This is a genomic window from Formosa sp. L2A11 (genome assembly GCF_009796865.1).
Classification (GTDB): domain Bacteria; phylum Bacteroidota; class Bacteroidia; order Flavobacteriales; family Flavobacteriaceae; genus Formosa.
The window spans coordinates 3,054,589-3,073,732 of record NZ_CP047028.1; the positions used below are offsets into that span (position 1 = coordinate 3,054,589).

Below are 19,144 nucleotides of genomic sequence, written 5' to 3' on the forward strand. Positions count from 1 at the left end.
TTAAACCTTCCAAAGAAATAAAAACATAATTTTACAAAAAAATGTTATTCAAAATAAAAGAGGAAGCTAAATTAAATGGTTGAAATAATAAAAGCAAACGCAACACATTGCGAATTAATTGTAGAAATAGGAAAACAGACTTTTTTTGAATCTCATGGACATAGTGCTTCTAAAGACGCTATTGATCATTATATTTCTAAAACTTATAATAAGGAAACTATCCTTAAAGAATTTGACAACGATAAAGTCCATTATCATCTTATCTATAGCGATGGGATTATTGCTGGGTTTTCAAAAATTGAATTAAATATCTCCAACAAAAACATTGTGGATCTAAACATCACTAAATTAGATCGCATCTATCTTTTAGAAACTTTTCATGGCAAGCAATTGGGATCTAAATTGTTTCATTTTAATATTGAATTATCTAAAAAACAGAAACAAAATGGCATTTGGCTTGCGGTCTGGACAGAAAACCAAAAGGCGATAAATTTTTATCAAAAAATGGGTTTTAAAATAGCAGGAGCTTTTGATTTTAAAATATCTGAGACGCATACCAATCCAAATCATATTATGTATTTAGAGTATTAATATAGTATGTTTTTTTATTAAAAATTAAGAGGTGTTTACAAAATGTGAATGCCTTTTTTTTGTAGACTAGAAATAGAAAACACACGGTAAACAGTGAATTATTAAAGCTCAAAACTGCTGAATTCCGTGATAAAAAATTTTATAAGCTTCTCTAATTTTGTAATAAATAATAAAACACACAACATTATGAGCGGTACAGTTTCAGGAAAAGAAAAATCTCAAGAAGAAATAGAAAAAATCATTGAACAAACACAAAATAGTGATCAAAAAATATATCCTATTTTAAAACCAGGTGATTGGGTTGGATTAAAAGCAGGAGCTTTGAGTTCTACTTTAATTCCGTCTGAAGATGGTGCTGAAGTCGTAATAGGTTACGGTATAGATACACCTGATAACTTTGTGTTTTTAACTAAAAAACACTTAGAAACTATGGACCCTAAACAAATTACACAAGAAGCTTTTCAAAATTTAGAAAACTGCGATACGGGATTAGAATTTGTTGCGTCCTTAGATAATAAAGCAGTTGGTTCTAACGGGAGCGACTTTTCAAGTGAGACCATTCTTTCTAGAACACATATGCTAAAAGCACATGCCATGTTAGACGCTGAAGAATTATTGGTATCTATCCCTAGAAGAACCTGTATGACCATTATTTCAAGAGATGTGGATAAAGATACAATGAATACATTTGCTTACTTGCACAACTATACTTGGGAGGATGATAGTTTTGGAAATGCACCTATTACTAATTCTCTTTTTATTGTAAAAGATGGTAATATTGTAGGACATATCCCTTTATAATTCAATTAAAAGGACCAAATAATTAATGGTATTCTTATATCATTAAAATCACTCAAGGCATTCTTAAAAGAATGCCTTTTTTATGACTGTAACTCTATGTAATTAAACATCATATGTAACTACTTAAATTTTTAACCTTTATGCAGACACGCTTTTTCTATATGCACAAAGAAATTTAAAGACGTGAATACATTTTTTATGAGTTATAAACGGAGAAAGACACTGTAAACAGTGAATCACTGAATCATCGAATTTGGCTGAAAACCGTGACAAAAAAGCTTCTTAGTGTCTTTAATTTTGTCATAAATAATAAAACAAATAACATGAAAGTTAATACACTTAATAGAAACGAAAATTTATCAGAAATTAAAGCCATCGTAGAAAAAGCAAGCCAAGGCGAATATAAAGTTTATCCTATTGTAAAAGCAGGAACTTGGGAAGGTTTAGATGGTGAAATTCTACAAACCACTGCAATAAAAGGCGATAATGAAAATGATCCCTCTAAAATAGTTGCTATTTATGGGATAGATACACCAGATGGTTTTGTGTACTTAACGATGGCTGATTTAGACATCTACGATGGAACAAAACTGCTTGATGATGCGTACCAAAACTTAGACGATTTAGAATCTACTTTAGAATATGCTGAAGCGTTAGACAATAAAGCACTTATTTCTATTGGGTCTTATTTTGCTAGTGAACGCGTTTTTAGCAAAGTAGAAATGAAGAAAGCCCACGATATGCTAGAGTCAGAAGATTTATTTGTGTCTACATCAAAATATGGTGAGTTAATGATTATTTCACAACACGCAGATAAAGAGACTAAAGATCAATTTGGATACCTACATAAGTACAATTGGAATGATGACGAGAACCCTAACGAGCGTATAGCAGATCTTGTATATTCAGTAAAAAACGGTGCAATTGTGGGACACATCCCTTTATAAACTGATAAACAGAATTAACACGTATATACAGGTCTTTATCGTTAGTTATATATAGCTAACGATAAAGATTTTTTTAAATTCAATAGAAAGTAAACTTCTACTCCCACAACTCTACTTCTCTCCTCTAAAACATTTCAACTCTTATAAAAAGCTTTTTAATGATTAAAAGTAAAAACAAGCCATATTAATTAACTATAAAACACATAAATGGCGGAATTCAGTGAGAGAGGATTTTGTATCCTTCTATAAATTTGCATTGCATAACAAATACATAGTAAAATGAGCGATACAATTTACGGAGAGGAAAAATCTAGAGAAGAAATAGAAAAAATGGTTGAGCAAACTAAAAATCAGAAAATCTACCCCATTTTAAAACCAGCAAACTGGGTAGGACTTAAAGCAGGTGCATTAAGTACAAGCCTAATAGGTACCGAAGAAGATGGAGATTTAGAAGTGGTTATTGGTTATGGAATGAACACTCCAGATAATTTTGTGTTTTTAACGCACAATCATTTAAAAACCATGGATGGTCAGCAAATTACAAAAGAAGCTTTTGAAAACTTAGAAAACTACGACACAGAATTTGAGTATTCTAGAACTTTAGATAATAAAGTTTTAACCTCTAGCGGATATGATTTTTCTAGTGAAAGAATCTTATCTAAATCACACATGCAAAAAGCGCATGCTATGTTAGAAGCAGACGAGCTATTGGTTTCTATACCAAGACGCACTTGCATGATGGTTGTTTCTAAAGCAGCAGATAACGAACTACTTAATACATTTATACACTTACACAAAAATGCTTGGAACGACGATAGTTATAAGAATGCTCCAATTGCAAATATTCTTTTTGTAGTAAAAGATGGTGAAATCGTGGGTCACGCATCATTAGGACAATAACCTAAAAACACACTTAAACACACGTCTTTTCGTTAGGTATTTGCTAGTAGTTAACGCTAAAGAAAAAATAATTAAAAAAATAAGACTTGAAATATCTAGACTTTAATATCAATTGCAGAGTACAAAACTTAATGGTTGATGTTTTTGAATTAATAAGTGCATCTAAAGAAACTGAACTTAAAATTAGTGAACTTTTAGACACACAAAGCATCTTTGAACTCGTTTTTGAAATTGTAAAAGACACGGGGTTTTATAATCTAGATGAAAATTTTAGATTAATAAAAGCCTTAAATATAGATACCGATGAGGAAACCCTAGATGATGCCCTATACAACACTTGGGTAACTATGACAGATAATTTAAACACTGCAAAAACTCAAGAAGAGTTTAATGCCAAGTTTGCTTTATTTGTTCCTATTGTTCTAAGAAAAATGGAAATGATTAACCACATTGCTGTTTAAGAACACATATAAACCATCCCATCACTTTAATAAAAACCAGAAAGTAGTGCAAACTACTTGAACGCTCTTAATTTAAAATATGGAATTCAATAAGAATTATATAACTACATATTATACAGACATAAAAAATGTCAAAAATTATCCTGAAGCATTTTTATACGAACTTTTTTTAATAGGAAAAATATCCAGAGATAATGATCTTGTTGCAGAGATTTCTGAAACCTTAAAAGAATACGGTACAATACAAATTAATAACGCATTTAAAATGCGTAATAAACTACCAGAAAACGGACAAGATGCTACACGAATAATAAAATCCTTTCTTCAATACGGAACTAAAGACCCATTGTTTCCTATTGGAAAATTATATACAATGATGGATTTTGCAATATTTTCTATTGATGAGGAATCTATTGCAAAGAAATTAGAAAAGCAACCAGACCTAATTTTACGTTTACAAGGCATTACAGAACTACATATTGAAGGTGTTTTTAATAAAGATATTCCTGAAGAGTTTTGCTATATCTCTTCTCTTAAAACTTTAGAAATAAAAGGAGATTATAAAAATTTACCTACTTCTATGGGCAATTTACAGCAGTTAGAAAACCTAACGCTAAATCTTGCTAATTTAGAATCTTTCCCTAGTAGTTTCTGGAATTTAAAAGCATTAAAAGAATTAGACCTAAAAAATATAGTTACAGATTGTCAAAGATTTTTTCAACTAAATAAACTTAAAAAGTTAGTTAAAATCTATTTATTAAATGTTAATTTAAAAGACACCTCTCTACTTAAGCTTCCTACAAGTCTAACCGAAATTAGTTTTATTAGATTAGATAATATCTCTAAATTACCTAATAGTATTGCAACGCTTAAAAATCTTGAAAAACTAAACGTTTACAAGTGTCCTAGACTAAAAGAATTACCTGAGGGATTAGAACACTTAGATAATCTCTCTGTAATGAGTTTTGAAGAGGTTCCGTTAATCAAAGAAATAAAAGATAACCAAATATTTACAGTAAACTGTAGCTATATTTCTTTAGATGACGATATAAAAGTAATAAGTAATGGCGCGCCTCTTTTTAATTCAGAATTATTAATTAGAGATGCTAAACTACTAAACTATGTCTTAACAAATCCTAAAAACTTTTGCAGTCTTAAAAGCTTACAAATTCATTATATAAATGATTTTTCTGAAGTAACAGAAGGTTTGGGGCAATTAAAAAACTTAGAATCTATTGATATACATCAAGGAAGCAATACTAATATTTTATGGCAAAACATAGATAAATGTACCAACTTAAAATATTTAAAATTATACAATGTTAATATAGAAACGTTTCCTGATGGATTAAAAAACTTAAAAAACATTGAGTATTTAAATTTTAGAACGTGTAGAAACCTTACACTTAACGGTAATAATTTACCTGCTAAGCTAAAGGAATTGCATATATCTGAAATTGAAGAATTTATTCCAGGGAAACATATATTAGAAATTGACGAGGCTAATTTTGGAAATCTTAAATTACAAAATCCTAAAGAATTATTTAGCACATTAATTACTAAAAAATTACATGTTGTATTTTTAAATCAAGGCGCACAAGGTCTAGAAGATCTAACACAATATTTACCAAAACCAGAAGCTTTAATAGAATTAAAAGCGTACACGAACACCTGTAATTTTAAAAGAATACTAAAACACTGTACACAATTAAAAAGATTACATTTAGAAAATAAAGAAGAGAACTCTTCTCCTGTATACGCTTATCCTGCACCACAATTAGAGTATTTAAGATTACATTTTTATAAGGCAGAAAATTTAGAAGATTTATTAAGTAATATGCCAAACTTAGAAACAATAGATTTAGCACATTACGATATTTCTGAAACGTTTCCAGAAGTATCATTACCTCGATTAAAAGTTTTAAATTTAAGTTACACTTCTTTTGAAACACTAGAAACCTTAAACGCACCAATGTTAAATACTCTAAGAATTGAATTGAGTTATAAATTCGGAATGGAGGGATATTCTAAATTAAATCAATTTAAAAAGTTAAAAAAATTGAGTTTTATAGGTATTAGTCACGATGTAAAAACTGTACCAAAAAGCATTACGGAATTAAAACTTACAGAATTTTTAATTGGTCATAAAATTGATATTTTACCAGAATATTTAAAAAGAATAACAACCTTAGAAACGTTATCTCTTGGTGGTAATGATTTTATTAACATACCAAACTGGATTTCAGCCTTACCTAGATTAACTCGCTTAGATATTGATGGTTGCCAATTCGAAAATGCTGTTCCGGAGAGTTTTAGAAGACTAAAACTAAAAGAACTTAAATATTATATTGGGAAATTTAATGGTGGAAATATGCCAGCAGAAAAATACAAATACTTAATAACACCCGGTTATACAAAATTAAGAAAAGCTTTTAGCACACAAGATGCTGATTAATTTTAAACGTATTATACCATAAAAAAAAGCCCAATTACAAATTTGTAATTGGGCTTTTTTTATAAGGAATATTCTATAAATTAAAATTTATTCTGAATAGGCTTTAATTAATTTGTATAAAGTCATTTTGGTATTAAACAAACCACCATCATCATGACGAAAAATATAAAGTGTTTTACCATCGTGTATATCCACAAATAACAAATCTCCTTCTGAATTTTTTCCAATAGAGATGCTTGCAGATAACATTCCCGTTTGCCATTTTTTTCCTTTTTGGTCGTACATTGTAGGTCCGAAAATATCATTTAATGTAGTAGCATAAGCTCTTAAGGCACGAGCTTCACTCACTTCCATACCATCAATATTTGTTAAGGAAATCATCTTCTCAAAACTATATAGTTTGAAATCTTCATCTTCTACAGTAACTGTTCTCGGTTTTTCTGAAATAAAATCTCTATAATTTTTTCTAAACAAGTTTTTAGCAAGTTCAATGCTTTCTATAATAAAATCTGTACTCATAATTATATTTTTTAATATTAGTTCTTAGTATTTTCTTTTGTTTTTGTATCTACAATTTGTAGTAATGTTGGCATTCGGTATTTACCGTGCATACGTTCTATAGCGTTACAAACCTCATCTCTATCCGTACCAATAGAGGTGACATACAATGGTTTTTTACTTTCGCCACGAAACACTTCTTTAAACACAGCTGTTTTAGACACAAACTCAGATTTTGCGATACCTACAACCGGAATTTTATGCTCTAAAGCTTGGTACAAATAGCCTCCTAAGCCCAAGTGTTTTTCTTCTAGAATCACGTAACCATCTACAATAATTAAGTCTATTTCTTCTAGATTCACTTGTTTAAGTAGACTTAAAATACATGGCAATTCGCGCTTATAAAAGGAACCAGGTTCGTACGGTTCTACACCTTCAATAATATCCGTGTAAATTTGCGTTGGAGCTTCATCTTCCCAATCGTTAAAGCTTACCGCAATTGTTTTCGCTTTGCCATCGTAATAATAAGTATCAAAAGCAAGTTTCATAATCTTAGTATTTTTATTTTCCTATTTGATGTTCGTAATAACCCAATGCTTCAGCTCTCACAAAATCAGTGTAACTCGGGTTTTCTGCAATAGATTTTAATACATCTATATATTTTTTACGCTCCTCGCCTACCAAACCATTAATAAATCTATTCAATAAAAGTGTAGATGTTATTGTACCGTTTTCTGTATTGAATTTCAGCAATTCTGTATTATAAATTTTGTAATCTGGTTGATTTATAGCTTCTATAAAATGAATGAAAGAAAAGTTTTCGTCTAGTTCTGGATCTTGACGTTTTAAGAAGTCAAAAAGCACTTGAATAAGCTGTTGTTTTTGTGAATCTGTAAAACTATTTACATCGGGTAATTCATCACCTATAGCATCAAAAAATTCACTAATTTCATAATCTTCCATATCGCCATTAACTTGGAAGTTTTTAATTTGTGTAATAGCATTTTCTAAATTCATTATAAACCATTTAAATTATTTTCGTTCTAAATCTGTGATTAATAAAGGATTTGTTTGCTTTAATTCCTTAATTAATTGCTCAACTGCAGTTGTTGTAGGATCTGATTTTAAGTGCTCTACTTCATCTTCTGTAATACCTACAAGTTGTAAAAATGTGACTTCGCCGTGTGGAGTTTCAATCTTTCCTAATTCAGGATCTACTGCAAATACAAAACCAAAAATTTTAGTGTCTGTATTGAGTCTAATTGGACCCTTTGCAGCTATAAAATGATTCTCTTCAAACCATTTACCACTGCTAAAAACATAACGTGCCAAATTATTCATAATCTGAATCGCCCAAGTTGGCTCATCCTTATCTTCTTTAAAGGGTTTTAATCTAAAGGTAAACTCAAATCCCCATTTACTGAATTCTTCTTCTGTTTTTTCTTCATCATAATACAATTCAGACATGCCATAACTCACGATATGCTTATGATTTTCTTGATGATTAGAATCGTAAATACTAGCGCCATCTATAGGGTCTGTACCACCTAAACTAAAATGAAGTCCGCATAAAGGACCATAATGTTTTGGCTCGGTATCTGCATATAGGTTTTCTAAAGCTTTGTCTATAGCTAACCAGCCTACAGCATCTTCTTCTGTAAATTTATTTTTATAAGTTGCTTTGTCCATTTTAACTTAATTAATCTTAATGTTAATTCAAAAAATAAGCTTATTCTAAAATCTCTTCATCAATAAAATTAAAATCAGTTTCTATTAGCATTTTTAAATAGGCATCAAAACTGTCTGCAATCACTTTAAATTCATCTGGATCGTGAAGAAATCTTATAACCTGACCTTTTGCACCTTTTTCTGATGGACTAAAGTCTATAAATAACTGAGAGGTTCCGCAGTTATTCATACAATCTGAAAAATGAAGCCAATTCATATTGTTTGCATTATTGGTGATTTTCTCATCTATTTTTACACCTTCATATGCTCTATTTATATAATCTGAATAATAGTTTATAGCATTATTTCTGTTTTCAAAAATCTGTTTAGATGATAATAGATAGTACGGATATTCAGAAACATCGGAGCCCAACAGAAAAAAAGTAATCTTTTCTTCTCCATACGCTCTCCAATATGTGCCATCTACGTATTGTAGTAAATTAATTAAAGCACTTGGAATACTAGGATAAATTGCTTTAAGTTTATCTAGATCTTCTTGTGTTGCACCGTGTTTTATGTATTCAAAATAATCCCAAATTTCTTTACCTTTTGCATTATAATAGGCGCTTTTAAGTCCTGAGATATATGTATTTACTATGTTTTTCATTTTAAACGCTATTAGTATTTTACTTATTCTTAGTTATAAATTCTAATGACTTAGAGTTTAATACATGGTTATAAGTTCCATTCTGTAACTCTAACGTATTTATATTAAAGTCTGAAATTTTGGCTCTATAGATTTTAATACGTCCTCCATTTCCTTTATTTAGCCATTCTGAAAGGTTTCTTTTCATCGTGTTTTGGTTATCCCAAACAATAAGTTACCTAAAGATTTTTCGAGAACTCCAAATTCATTAAAGCCTGTTGAATTTAAATTTTGATTATCTGAACAACGAAAAATAAGATCTCCATCTTTAATATTTTCATTAAAAACAAAATCCATTTTTGTAGATTCTTGTTTGTTTATATAAACCCAAGAAAATACAAAAATGGATAATATGCCTATAATAAGGATTGTTAACTTAATTTTCATGTAAAAATTTTAAGTTCCCTATTTTAATACAGGAATAAGATGTTTCCAGTTTAAGGCTGTTGCAAAATCTAACGCTGTTTTTCCTGTATTGGTTTTAGCCGTTTTATCTGCTCCTAATTCTAATAAAATTTCTACTGCTATTTTATTTCCTGCAATAGTTTCGGTGTGTAATCTAGTCACCCCATTTTCATCTATAGCTGTTACAGCATCTAGGTTGGCTTCAAAATAATCTCGAGCAGGTTTTTCCATAACTTTACTCATTGGATGCTCTATAAGATTTTCTTCATTTTCTTCCTGCTTATAAGCTACTAAAATATTATTAGGGTCTCCAAAATCTAATCCCCAAGCCTCATCGTGTTGCTTTCTTGCTTCCTCCGTCATATCAGAACGTAGAACTTGAATGGTATATCCACCGTAAGTTTTACGGTCTATGGCTAGCATCCAATCTGATATTTCAGAGACTTTTCTAGTTACCGTATCGCCTTCCGCAACATTGGTTAATAGGTTAGGTGAATTCATTAAAACACCCGTAATATTTTCCCCATCAAAAGCTATTTCGCTAATCCACATATGTTCTACAGTAGGTTCAGCATTAGCTTCATCCATTTGCTGAAAAGGAATCTTTACCAACGATAAATCATGTGCAGGAACCATACGTTTTGCTTCCCAATATATTTCTCTCCAGAAATAGTTAAACGTGTCTTGTGCTTTAAGATAAGCAGCTTTCATTTTTTCGTTTTGTTCTGCGTAAATTATATTATTTTCTTGACTCATAATTTATTTATTTTTTAATGACTGATTTGCTTTAAACAAAAAGTTGTCTTAACTTTTAATAACCTTCCTCTTTTGGATCTTTATTAATCATTTCTTTGTGATGTGTCTTCTAAAAAACATTAAAGAATAATAGATTTTAATCCCCAATTAACACGAACAAAGATGAAATTTTAGATGATTTTTTATATAACGGATTTCAGTGATATTTAATTTTCTGAACTATTTCTACAACTCTGCTTTACGTTCCTGAAGTCTTTTTACAAGCAAATCGATATTTTTTAATTTGGCTTCATACTCATTTTTAATTTCCTTTTGTGAAGCCTCTACAGTTTTGTTAGAATTGAAATCTAATTGCTCTACAGTATCGTTAAGATTAGAAAATTTATCGTTTTTAGCTATTGAATTTTGCTCAGGTTTAGATTTGAATAATATAACATTCGGGTTAGAATTATTTTTTAAATCTGCTACAGAAATAGTTTCTAAAACACCAGACTGAGCTAAGACTAACGCATCTCCTTTAAGTGCGTGATTATTTACTTTAAGGTTTAAGTTTTCTGAAGACGGTGTACGATACACAATACCTTCTATAGATTCATTATTTTCTAAAAGCGAACTTTTAGAAGCATTTGTATTTAAAGTCTCTAGAGTAATTGTATCCATTAACTCCATATTGTCTTTAAAAATGTGTTTCGGATAAATAGTGTGTAAAATTTTATCTCCAATAACGTTGGCCCAATTTCCTTCTGAAGCATCTAATGATGATGGATCTATAATTACAGTATATTTGACTTTAGATTTTTTAACGTAAGGTTTAAAATGGTCGTCTACCATAGTAAACTGGCTTTTATAAAAGGTCACTAAATCCAGTGTGAATTTTGCATCTATTTTAGTTTTTATTTTAGAGATATTGTCTGATATTTCTCTAACAGCACCATAAGCCTTAGCTTCTTTATTAGAATCTGTAAAAGAAGAAAACATCGTATTATCTTTATTTTCGAGAACTACAGCAACATCTGAAATGCTTTCAGAATACGCAGCATCTTGGTAATTATCTGGATTTACAAAATACGCATCAGATAATTGTTTTCCGCTAATAACAAATGTTTTAGATTGATCTGCGACTAAGAGTTTTGTGATTTGTATAGGATCTTCAATCGTAATTTTTGTATTACTGGTTGTTAATGCCTCATCTACACCATTTTTTTGCACTCTTGGTTCATTCAAAGTATATATAATCTCTAATTTTAAAAGATTTTTAGATAAATTATATGTCGTCTCATTTTTTTCTAAAGCAGAATGTTCTTGATATAAAGCTGTATAACTTTTTTTATTACAAGAAGAAAGCATGACTAATAATAGTGCGAAATAAATTAGATTATTTTTCATTTTGAATGTGTTTATTGTACACTACAAACTTAGATCTAATGCCATCTTTACACATCCCTGAAAACGGGGTAAATACACGTCCTGTATTCAGGTTATTTTACTTTTATAGCTTTAAAAACAAAAAATAAGCACGTTTTCACAAACGTGCTTTTCTAACTAAATACGACTATAAATTAAATTCGTTTTTATCTTATAAACAAATAGATAACAGATGTTTATATTAAAATATAATTGTTTTCTGGTCACTAAATATGCTATGCAATAATTAGATTTTTTTTACCATCTCATTATTGGCTCATCTTTCCATAAAACCAACCTGAATTCTTCATAATGTTTACCTGTTCCTATGGTGTGCGTATCTCTAAATCCTTTATCTAATTGTAATTTATGAAGCATGCCTAAAGCAGAACCAACCCATAATGTTTTTTCGTTATCTGAAATGGTAATACCAGTAATAGTAGATCCTAAAAAGTATTTCCAAATGCAATTTCCTTTAGCATCTACTGCTTTTATATACCCATAAACGTCGCCCAAAATATAGTATTTAGAAGTTGCTACACCACAATAGACTCTCATGCCGTCATCTATAGTTGTATAATCTTCACTTTCTTCATAAGCAGTAATACTTATGTCTTTAAGGTTTGAAGTATCTACTCCAATAGTAACGCCATTATAAAAATGACATGAATTTGTAATTAATTGATCGTCGTTTTTAGAAAACAAACAAAAATCTGGGTAAGAAGATTGCGGGCCAATGTCTCCAATTTGTGTTCCATTAGCATCTAAAATTCTATGATCGTAACATTGGTCTCCAACAACAATATAATTATTATCGTTAGAAAGTGTTGCATTCTCCATGTCTATACTAGAATCCCATTCATCGTCTTCAAGATCGAGAACCGGATGAATCATGTGTTCTGCATCGTTAGAAATAATATAAATACCGTCTGACGATACTAATAAAATTTTAAGTCCGTCGTTAAAAGGAATTAATTCTGTAATCCCGATATTCTTGGTTTTATCTAAATTAAAAATTGCAATAATATCGCCTTCCCAACCTTGAGTAGTTACAATGGTATTATTTGACGCCATAGCAAAAACATTGCGCTGTTTAGATTTCCCGACAGCATCAATAGAAGTATCGAGTTTAATTGTAACATTGTCTTTAAGAATATAGGCTTGTCTTTTTTGATACGCTGTTCCTACTAAAAACACAATTTTTTGTTCGTCTATAAAATTAAGTTGCACTATACTTTGTCCTTTTTTATCTAAATACTTGATAAACGGAATGTGTGCAGGCGGAAAATTAGTTCTAAACTCAGCAACAGTATCGTTTTGATTAGCAGCCTTTAAAAATTGATACACGGCATCTGCTAAATGACTTCTTTTATCTTCGGGTTCTTTGCCTTCCCAGTTTTCCCAACCGTTAGTTTCTCCAAAATTCACCATTTCATTTACATCAGAAGCATATTTACTTCCTAATGTATTCCACTCTTTTTTAATGGCTTCTATGTTCTTCTCTGTAAATTTCATTGGTAATATATTAAAAATTGTATGAGGTAAAATTAAATTTTAAGTCCTTTATTTAATTAATTAAAAACAATAGCTGTTTTATTATCAATGCTATACTTAGCCGCTTTTATAAGTGTTACACAAACTAATTTTTCTATCCAAAAATCACCTTGCTTTTCTATAGTTCTATCAACTTCGGCTATATTTGTAACCGTATTATTAGCATCTAATTTTATATCTAAATATTTTGTAAGGTCTTTTAATTCTTCTAAAAGAATGTAAGACGAACCTATCATTGCTCCTGGTACAGGCGTTTTATCGGTATCGAAAAGAACCTCTTGTAATACTACAGGAATATAAAAACCTTCTGAGTCTGAATGTATTAAAAGATGGCTAGACATATAAGAATAGTAGTCTTCTAAAATAGCATCTTTTGTGGGATTTTCTTCTGGAGAAAAAGGTATTGGAGTCCAATTTTCATTTCCTTCATTCTCCCAAACATGTGCTAAAAAACGTCTTAAATGATGTAAAAAACTATACGGAAAACTACCAACAGATAAAGGCTTTACTTTTAAAACATTAGGCTCTTGGTAAGGTTCAAAATTATTTGAAACCAATATCTTATTTATATTTTCAAAAATAATTTTATAAGCTTCATAACCTTCGGGCTCGTTCTCTATAAAATCTGCTAAAATGCCACCTGAAATTGATAATCCCATAATTATACTTGAGTTTGTTTTACACTACAAACTTATAACTAATGTTATTTTCTAGCATCCCTGAAAATAGTGAAAAACATATATACTGTATTTAGATTGTATTGAGATTACAATAGAAGAAAACACAAATTATACTTTAATTTGCGTACTTTATATATTCATTAATTTTATTTTGAAGCCTATTATTAAGGTATTCATTTTTATTTTCAAGTTGTTTATTTATCAAAATAGCTTCTTCCCAATATGCTGTGATTTTATCTGTACACCAAGTACTTGGTGGCTGTTGTAAATTGGTAATTCTATCTGCTAGTTTTACCAAACCAACTTCTTTTTCTAAAAAATTTATCCGGTTTAAACTATCAAGCATACGTTCTCTTTTCGTTAAAATAGAAGAATCTTTAGTTAATGCCAGCACGCATTCTGCTGTATGAGTCCCAAATATATTTTCAAGATCTACAAAACGGGTATCGGTATCTTCAATAGTATCGTGTAAAAGTGCTAATTGTAACGCAAAAGCCAAATCAAAATCCGGACACGCTTTATGCGCCATTAAAACTTCCATTGCCACATTAGAAAGATGTAAAACATAATTGGCTTTGCTGCCTGGTACGTTTTGATTGTAATGCTTTTCTGCAGCAAATTGTATTGCTTTTTGATATAATTCTTGAATCATTTTTTTAGCTTAAATACGTTTTTATAACCATTCTGCATCAATATCCATTGCTATAAACTCATCATAAGCACGATCTTTGGCATAACATAATGTTGCTTTTTTAAAATTTGGAAATTGTTTGGCATCATCTGCACATTCTATATCCCAATCGTCCTCACCGCCTCCTGAAAATGGTGATAAATTCATATAAATATCATTTCCTCCATCTTGGTAAATTTCTGTTATTTCTGAAGCCAAACGCTTCGGAATCGGTAACGCTTTAAAATACTGTACAACTTCTGCAATAGGTCCGTAACCTTCTTTATCAATATCTATTTCCCTTGTTTTATACCATTTTGCAAATTCGTATAGATCAAATTTAGGTTGTAACACATTTTTATTATACATCAAATCCTCTATAACAGACAATTTAAATCCAAAATCCACAAATGTAATCTCCTCCTCTTCAAGTGGTTTAATTATATATTTATCTACAGGAATACCTGCCGCTCGTTCATAAGGTTTATAAACACTTAATTCTATAGCACTAATAACTCCTTCATTAACATCAAACCAAGCGCTCATATTATCCTGTACCAAAGCGCCACAATCGTCACCTTCAAACAGTTTTACACATTCAGATTTATGTGTTTTATAATACGCAGTAATTTCTTCATTATTGAAATAAAACGTTCCAGAGAATTTCTCTTTCGGACTAAAATCGTAAGCATCAGGTTCTAATTCTAAAGTTAGAGAATCTATAAGTTCTCCGTTTTCAGAATGTCCTAAAATACCTAAATCATCCCAAGTAAAAATCGTGTTATATTTCATTTTTTCAGATCTAAAACGATCACCTAAACTACGTTTAAGAATATCTATAGAAACTGGAAACGTAATAAAACCCGAATTAATTTCAAGTCCTTTTGAAGATAAATGCAATGTTATCATAAAGTCTATTTTAAAACACCAAAGATAATAACTTCGTTACACGTTTTTTTACCCTTTTTTCAGGGATAATAGTGAAACTGGAAATATTTATTAAACAGTTTTATTTAAGAAAAAATAAAATCCCCCTATTCAGGGATTAAAATAACAACTTGTAATAGTTAACTTTGTAGCAAACCTTTTTTTATGGAAGATAATGTTAAAAGTGCTGCTTTTTTAGAATCATTAAAGCGTAACAACGAAAAAATAAGAGACGATCGTGCAAGTGCCATCGCAGAAGATGCACAATTAATGTACAAACGTGAAACCGAAGATTTAGCCTTGTCTTTAAAACGCCTAAAACGCGAACAAGAAAACATGCTAGATATGAGTCCTACAGACGCAAATAGTTTGGTATTAGCTTCAGATTTTGACGCTAGAGATTATGTAGCTAAAGACTTAGAAATGTCTGTTAAAATTAGAAATTTAGAAATTAAATTAGAATTAGCCAAAAAGCGCTACACACACTTATTTGGTGGAATAATAAACGAAATGTAATTATGGGAGGAGGAAGATTTAGTAACGACGCCTATAAGCGTTTACGTAAAATGAAAGACTATAGTAACAAGTCTAGAGAGGAAATATTTACATCTCGTAATATAGATCCAGAAATGGATCCTAAAAAAGCACTTGTTAGAGAATCTAGAGACTCTGCAGAACATCCTGAAACGGTATCTATTATTGTGGCACTAGATGTTACCGGAAGTATGGGTTTTGTACCCGAACATATTGTAAAAGAAGCTTTACCAGACCTTATTGGTTCTTTAATGGAAGCAGGAATTGAAGATCCCCAAGTTTTATTTTTAGGCATTGGAGATTTTATTTACGATAGTGCACCTTTACAAGTCGGACAATTTGAGTCTTCTGCAGAATTGTTAGACCGTTGGTTAACGCGCGTCTATTTAGAAGGCGGCGGTGGCGGAAACAATCAAGAAGGTTATAACTTGGCACACTTATTTGCTGCACGACATACCACTATTGATTGTTGGGAAAAAAGAAAACAAAAAGGGTTCTTATTCACTATTGGTGATGAGCCCGTTTTCCCTACCATTCCAGCAGAAATTATTAAAAGATACACCTGTACAGATGAAGCAGAAACCATTACTACAGAAGCTATAATAGCAGAAGCTCAAGAAAAGTATAATGTGTTTCACATGCATTTAGAACATAATGAATGGGCAAAACAAGACCGCAGAAAAGGAAACTGGAAAGCACTTTTAGGAGATAACTATATAGAAATTCCAGATTTTAAAACTGTAGCAAAACGTATTGCAGACGTGGTTATTCAAAACCATAAACCAAGCACAACAACTCCTACAAGTACAAATACAACTTCTGGTAATACAGAAACAGAAGTAGAAAATATGCTATAAATGCCAAAATGTAGTCTGGTTATAGATTTAGGGTTCGGTGATGCCGGAAAAGGGTTAACAACAGATTTTCTGGCATCGCAACATCCTAAAAAAAGTGTTGTGGTTCGGTTTTCGGGTGGCCATCAAATTGGGCATACCGTAAGTACAGACGCACTTACACATACATTTAGCAACTTTGGTTCGGGGACGTTATTAGGCGTTCCTACATATTATTCAGAGCACACTACCCTATTCCCTCCTGCCATTTTAGGCGAAGGAGATTTCTTAAAAACATATAAACCAAAACTGTATTTTCATCCGTTAGCGATGATTACTACATTCTACGATATTGCTTATAATAGAGCAATAGAAAAACAACAAAATCACGGCTCTTGTGGCTTGGGTTTTGGAACAACTATTGAAAGAAACAAAGCCGAAGTTTACTTTTACGCGAACGACTTACAGTTTCAATGGGTTGCAAAACAGCGTTTAGAAAGTATAAAATTGTACTACGAAACGAAGTTAAAAAGTCAGCCAAAACCAGTACAAGAATATTATAAAAACGAATTGAAAGATTACAACGAAGACTATTTTATAGAGAGTTGTTTAGCTATTCAAAAGTTTTATAGTTTGGCTTCACTTTCAGAATTAGCAACAACATTCGAGCATTTTATTTTTGAAGGTAGCCAAGGTATTTTACTAGATACCCAACACGGATTTCATCCGCATACCACGTGGAGTTACACAACTTCTAAAAACGCCATTCAGCTTATAAAAACACATTTAAAAAACACTTCTAAAATAGATGTTTTTTATGTGTCGCGTTGTTACCAAACTAGACATGGCAACGGCCCAATGTCTAATTTAGAAACGGTAACACTTCAGAATAATAAAAATGAAGCGAACGTAACTAACGAGTTTCAGGGTGAATTTAGAGCCACAGTTTTAAACCCAGAATTACTCAATTACGCCTTAAGTTGTGATGCTATTCATCATCAAGATTTAAAAATACAGAAACATTTAATGATTAGCTGTCTGGACCAACTTCCTAGTTTCTCTCACACAGAATTACTTCAAAAATTAGATACAAATTTCAAAACTATTTACGGAAGTTACGGGCCAAAACGTCAGAATATTAAAAGTATTTCAGAATAATTTCAGCAAAATAAAAGGCATTCATTTTTTTACAGGTTGTATTCCGTAGTTTCCAAAATCATTAGTTTCAGTGATAAAGATTTCGCTGTTGCAAGGTACCTTAGCCTTAATAATTAATTGATTATAATGAAACAGATAGTAGCGTATACAGATTGTGTAAAAGATATGAAATGGGACGATTTCAATTTTAATTCTATTGAAATAAAAACACTTCCGCCTCTTGAAGACCCAGAATATTACAAAAATAGTTTTACTTTTAAAGACGCTTTACTAGAAGCTGTTCATGATTTTTCAGGACACAAAATTTTAAAATTAATTCTTGTTTCTCCCGATATTAAGGTAAGTACTAAATTTTACGTTTTTGCTTATCTTGAAGGTAAAAACATCTTGACTTTAGAGATTAAAAATACGCCTATATTTAACACCTGGTTTAATAATATAGATGGTAAAAAGAAAGAAGAGCAAGTAACATCTAAAGTATATTCCTTTGGAAGTAATCAATTTAGCTGTCAGCCCACTACAAATTTCAAAGAAGATTATATCTATAAAAATACAGGCGATTTTATTTCAAAATTCATTCCTAATGCATTTATTGCCGAAGAATTGGCAAAAGAAAAAGTCGATTTTTTAGCACCTTTTATTCAGTTAGAAGCTAAAATTAATCTTGAAGATTTAAAGCAATCTTTTAAAGCTTTAGTTGCAGAAAAAGGATTAACATGTATGCCTCCAAAAAATAACGATGCCATATACACCAAATTTGAAAAAGAAGCTGGTTTTCCCTTTCCTTCAATAGTAAAAGCATATTTAACAATACATAATGGTTGTGAAAACACTGCTTTTATGGGTATTGAAAATATTTATGAAGAATGGAAACAATGGAAAGATATCTATGATGATTGGACGCAAGAAGAATTATTAGACACCTACACGACTAACCTAAACAAAGCATTATTAATGTACACAACGCCGTATTGGATTCCATTTTTTAATTTACAGAATGGTAATTTCTTAGCCTTCGATTTTGCTCCAAACACAAAAGGAACTTCGGGCCAGATTATTCGTTATGGTGCCGACCAAGAGATTGGTTATATCGAGGCCGATTCTATACATACGTTTATAAAAAGTTTGATGGGAAATCAAGGAGAAATTGAAGATAGCGAGTGGTATGGCGAACGTGTAATATGTTAATTACATAC

The 19,144-nt window shown here is 30.7% G+C and carries 23 protein-coding genes; 10 read left to right on the forward strand and 13 right to left on the reverse strand.

Translation table 11 applies throughout. The annotated features are described in order from the left end of the window. The first annotated feature begins 75 nt into the window (after positions 1-75). The 6 genes from GQR95_RS13495 (at position 76) to GQR95_RS13520 (ending at position 6,155) form a co-directional block, all read left to right on the forward strand. On the forward strand, positions 76-591 hold the full coding sequence (locus tag GQR95_RS13495) for a GNAT family N-acetyltransferase (RefSeq protein ID WP_159023653.1): 516 nt from the start codon (positions 76-78) through the stop codon (positions 589-591). Positions 592-777: 186 nt separating this feature from the next. Next, on the forward strand, positions 778-1,392 hold the full coding sequence (locus GQR95_RS13500; RefSeq protein WP_159023654.1) for a DUF1444 family protein: 615 nt from the start codon (positions 778-780) through the stop codon (positions 1,390-1,392). A 323-nt stretch (positions 1,393-1,715) separates the two neighbouring features. Then, the gene (locus tag GQR95_RS13505; protein WP_159023655.1) at positions 1,716-2,339 is read left to right on the forward strand and encodes a hypothetical protein; all 624 of its coding nucleotides are present in this window, start codon (positions 1,716-1,718) and stop codon (positions 2,337-2,339) included. A gap of 279 nt (positions 2,340-2,618) precedes the next feature. Further along, positions 2,619-3,239 carry a hypothetical protein gene (locus GQR95_RS13510; protein ID WP_159023656.1) on the forward strand — a complete coding sequence of 207 codons (621 nt, stop codon included), beginning with the start codon at positions 2,619-2,621 and terminating at the stop codon, positions 3,237-3,239. A gap of 86 nt (positions 3,240-3,325) precedes the next feature. Beyond that, on the forward strand, positions 3,326-3,700 hold the full coding sequence (locus GQR95_RS13515) for a hypothetical protein (protein ID WP_233265935.1): 375 nt from the start codon (positions 3,326-3,328) through the stop codon (positions 3,698-3,700). A gap of 79 nt (positions 3,701-3,779) precedes the next feature. Further along, positions 3,780-6,155 carry a leucine-rich repeat domain-containing protein gene (locus GQR95_RS13520; RefSeq protein ID WP_159023657.1) on the forward strand — a complete coding sequence of 792 codons (2,376 nt, stop codon included), beginning with the start codon at positions 3,780-3,782 and terminating at the stop codon, positions 6,153-6,155. Positions 6,156-6,242: 87 nt separating this feature from the next. Here the strand turns inward: GQR95_RS13520 and GQR95_RS13525 are convergent, their stop codons facing one another. From GQR95_RS13525 to GQR95_RS13585, 13 genes are all read right to left on the reverse strand, one after another. Then, the gene (locus GQR95_RS13525; RefSeq protein WP_159023658.1) at positions 6,243-6,674 is read right to left on the reverse strand and encodes a hypothetical protein; all 432 of its coding nucleotides are present in this window, start codon (positions 6,672-6,674) and stop codon (positions 6,243-6,245) included. Positions 6,675-6,691: 17 nt separating this feature from the next. Then, entirely contained in the window at positions 6,692-7,201 is a 510-nt protein-coding gene (locus GQR95_RS13530; RefSeq protein WP_159023659.1) for an endonuclease V, read from the reverse strand. Positions 7,202-7,214: 13 nt separating this feature from the next. Next, the gene (locus GQR95_RS13535) at positions 7,215-7,670 is read right to left on the reverse strand and encodes a hypothetical protein (protein ID WP_159023660.1); all 456 of its coding nucleotides are present in this window, start codon (positions 7,668-7,670) and stop codon (positions 7,215-7,217) included. 15 nt (positions 7,671-7,685) lie between these two features. Beyond that, complete coding sequence (locus GQR95_RS13540; RefSeq protein ID WP_159023661.1) at positions 7,686-8,342, reverse strand: suppressor of fused domain protein; 657 nt, start codon at positions 8,340-8,342, stop codon at positions 7,686-7,688. A gap of 40 nt (positions 8,343-8,382) precedes the next feature. Then, a complete protein-coding gene (locus GQR95_RS13545) occupies positions 8,383-8,988 on the reverse strand; it encodes an SMI1/KNR4 family protein (RefSeq protein ID WP_159023662.1) in 606 nt (201 codons plus the stop codon). A gap of 19 nt (positions 8,989-9,007) precedes the next feature. Then, positions 9,008-9,175 (reverse strand): hypothetical protein, encoded by a 168-nt coding sequence (locus GQR95_RS13550; RefSeq protein WP_159023663.1) that lies wholly within the window; start codon positions 9,173-9,175, stop codon positions 9,008-9,010. Beyond that, positions 9,172-9,414, reverse strand: a complete 243-nt coding sequence (locus tag GQR95_RS13555) for a hypothetical protein (RefSeq protein WP_159023664.1) — start codon at positions 9,412-9,414, stop codon at positions 9,172-9,174. Before GQR95_RS13555 ends, GQR95_RS13550 begins: the two co-directional genes overlap by 4 nt. Positions 9,415-9,432: 18 nt before the next feature. Continuing rightward, positions 9,433-10,188, reverse strand: coding sequence for a DUF2314 domain-containing protein (locus tag GQR95_RS13560; protein ID WP_159023665.1), 756 nt, complete (start codon positions 10,186-10,188; stop codon positions 9,433-9,435). 225 nt (positions 10,189-10,413) lie between these two features. Further along, positions 10,414-11,574 carry a hypothetical protein gene (locus tag GQR95_RS13565; protein WP_159023666.1) on the reverse strand — a complete coding sequence of 387 codons (1,161 nt, stop codon included), beginning with the start codon at positions 11,572-11,574 and terminating at the stop codon, positions 10,414-10,416. Positions 11,575-11,850: 276 nt separating this feature from the next. Continuing rightward, positions 11,851-13,107: a hypothetical protein gene (locus tag GQR95_RS13570; protein ID WP_159023667.1), complete on the reverse strand. Its 1,257-nt coding sequence runs from the start codon at positions 13,105-13,107 to the stop codon at positions 11,851-11,853. Positions 13,108-13,163: 56 nt separating this feature from the next. Then, positions 13,164-13,805 (reverse strand): hypothetical protein, encoded by a 642-nt coding sequence (locus tag GQR95_RS13575; protein ID WP_159023668.1) that lies wholly within the window; start codon positions 13,803-13,805, stop codon positions 13,164-13,166. A 136-nt stretch (positions 13,806-13,941) separates the two neighbouring features. Continuing rightward, positions 13,942-14,478, reverse strand: a complete 537-nt coding sequence (locus tag GQR95_RS13580; RefSeq protein WP_159023669.1) for an HD domain-containing protein — start codon at positions 14,476-14,478, stop codon at positions 13,942-13,944. Between the two features lie 21 nt (positions 14,479-14,499). After that, positions 14,500-15,405: a hypothetical protein gene (locus tag GQR95_RS13585; protein WP_159023670.1), complete on the reverse strand. Its 906-nt coding sequence runs from the start codon at positions 15,403-15,405 to the stop codon at positions 14,500-14,502. Positions 15,406-15,588: 183 nt separating this feature from the next. Between GQR95_RS13585 and GQR95_RS13590 the strand changes: the two genes are divergently transcribed. The 4 genes from GQR95_RS13590 (at position 15,589) to GQR95_RS13605 (ending at position 19,136) form a co-directional block, all read left to right on the forward strand. Further along, positions 15,589-15,939: a hypothetical protein gene (locus GQR95_RS13590; protein ID WP_159023671.1), complete on the forward strand. Its 351-nt coding sequence runs from the start codon at positions 15,589-15,591 to the stop codon at positions 15,937-15,939. Between the two features lie 2 nt (positions 15,940-15,941). Then, on the forward strand, positions 15,942-16,814 hold the full coding sequence (locus tag GQR95_RS13595; protein ID WP_159023672.1) for a hypothetical protein: 873 nt from the start codon (positions 15,942-15,944) through the stop codon (positions 16,812-16,814). Further along, the gene (locus tag GQR95_RS13600; protein WP_159023673.1) at positions 16,815-17,948 is read left to right on the forward strand and encodes an adenylosuccinate synthetase; all 1,134 of its coding nucleotides are present in this window, start codon (positions 16,815-16,817) and stop codon (positions 17,946-17,948) included. It abuts the gene before it with no gap. 126 nt (positions 17,949-18,074) lie between these two features. Next, on the forward strand, positions 18,075-19,136 hold the full coding sequence (locus tag GQR95_RS13605; RefSeq protein WP_159023674.1) for an SMI1/KNR4 family protein: 1,062 nt from the start codon (positions 18,075-18,077) through the stop codon (positions 19,134-19,136). Positions 19,137-19,144: the final 8 nt, after the last annotated feature.

What these genes read in the sequence shown, in the direction of transcription:
- GQR95_RS13520 (WP_159023657.1), top strand. Translation starts at nt 3,780, where the DNA reads ATGGAATTCAATAAGAATTATATAACTACATATTATACAGACATAAAA.
- GQR95_RS13605 (WP_159023674.1), top strand. Translation starts at nt 18,075, where the DNA reads ATGAAACAGATAGTAGCGTATACAGATTGTGTAAAAGATATGAAATGG.
- GQR95_RS13590 (WP_159023671.1), top strand. Translation starts at nt 15,589, where the DNA reads ATGGAAGATAATGTTAAAAGTGCTGCTTTTTTAGAATCATTAAAGCGT.
- GQR95_RS13585 (WP_159023670.1), bottom strand. Translation starts at nt 15,405, where the DNA reads ATGATAACATTGCATTTATCTTCAAAAGGACTTGAAATTAATTCGGGT.
- GQR95_RS13530 (WP_159023659.1), bottom strand. Translation starts at nt 7,201, where the DNA reads ATGAAACTTGCTTTTGATACTTATTATTACGATGGCAAAGCGAAAACA.
- GQR95_RS13555 (WP_159023664.1), bottom strand. Translation starts at nt 9,414, where the DNA reads ATGAAAATTAAGTTAACAATCCTTATTATAGGCATATTATCCATTTTT.
- GQR95_RS13505 (WP_159023655.1), top strand. Translation starts at nt 1,716, where the DNA reads ATGAAAGTTAATACACTTAATAGAAACGAAAATTTATCAGAAATTAAA.
- GQR95_RS13560 (WP_159023665.1), bottom strand. Translation starts at nt 10,188, where the DNA reads ATGAGTCAAGAAAATAATATAATTTACGCAGAACAAAACGAAAAAATG.
- GQR95_RS13570 (WP_159023667.1), bottom strand. Translation starts at nt 13,107, where the DNA reads ATGAAATTTACAGAGAAGAACATAGAAGCCATTAAAAAAGAGTGGAAT.
- GQR95_RS13595 (WP_159023672.1), top strand. Translation starts at nt 15,942, where the DNA reads ATGGGAGGAGGAAGATTTAGTAACGACGCCTATAAGCGTTTACGTAAA.
- GQR95_RS13565 (WP_159023666.1), bottom strand. Translation starts at nt 11,574, where the DNA reads ATGAAAAATAATCTAATTTATTTCGCACTATTATTAGTCATGCTTTCT.
- GQR95_RS13495 (WP_159023653.1), top strand. Translation starts at nt 76, where the DNA reads ATGGTTGAAATAATAAAAGCAAACGCAACACATTGCGAATTAATTGTA.
- GQR95_RS13540 (WP_159023661.1), bottom strand. Translation starts at nt 8,342, where the DNA reads ATGGACAAAGCAACTTATAAAAATAAATTTACAGAAGAAGATGCTGTA.
- GQR95_RS13535 (WP_159023660.1), bottom strand. Translation starts at nt 7,670, where the DNA reads ATGAATTTAGAAAATGCTATTACACAAATTAAAAACTTCCAAGTTAAT.
- GQR95_RS13500 (WP_159023654.1), top strand. Translation starts at nt 778, where the DNA reads ATGAGCGGTACAGTTTCAGGAAAAGAAAAATCTCAAGAAGAAATAGAA.
- GQR95_RS13575 (WP_159023668.1), bottom strand. Translation starts at nt 13,805, where the DNA reads ATGGGATTATCAATTTCAGGTGGCATTTTAGCAGATTTTATAGAGAAC.
- GQR95_RS13525 (WP_159023658.1), bottom strand. Translation starts at nt 6,674, where the DNA reads ATGAGTACAGATTTTATTATAGAAAGCATTGAACTTGCTAAAAACTTG.
- GQR95_RS13550 (WP_159023663.1), bottom strand. Translation starts at nt 9,175, where the DNA reads ATGAAAAGAAACCTTTCAGAATGGCTAAATAAAGGAAATGGAGGACGT.
- GQR95_RS13545 (WP_159023662.1), bottom strand. Translation starts at nt 8,988, where the DNA reads ATGAAAAACATAGTAAATACATATATCTCAGGACTTAAAAGCGCCTAT.
- GQR95_RS13580 (WP_159023669.1), bottom strand. Translation starts at nt 14,478, where the DNA reads ATGATTCAAGAATTATATCAAAAAGCAATACAATTTGCTGCAGAAAAG.
- GQR95_RS13510 (WP_159023656.1), top strand. Translation starts at nt 2,619, where the DNA reads ATGAGCGATACAATTTACGGAGAGGAAAAATCTAGAGAAGAAATAGAA.
- GQR95_RS13600 (WP_159023673.1), top strand. Translation starts at nt 16,815, where the DNA reads ATGCCAAAATGTAGTCTGGTTATAGATTTAGGGTTCGGTGATGCCGGA.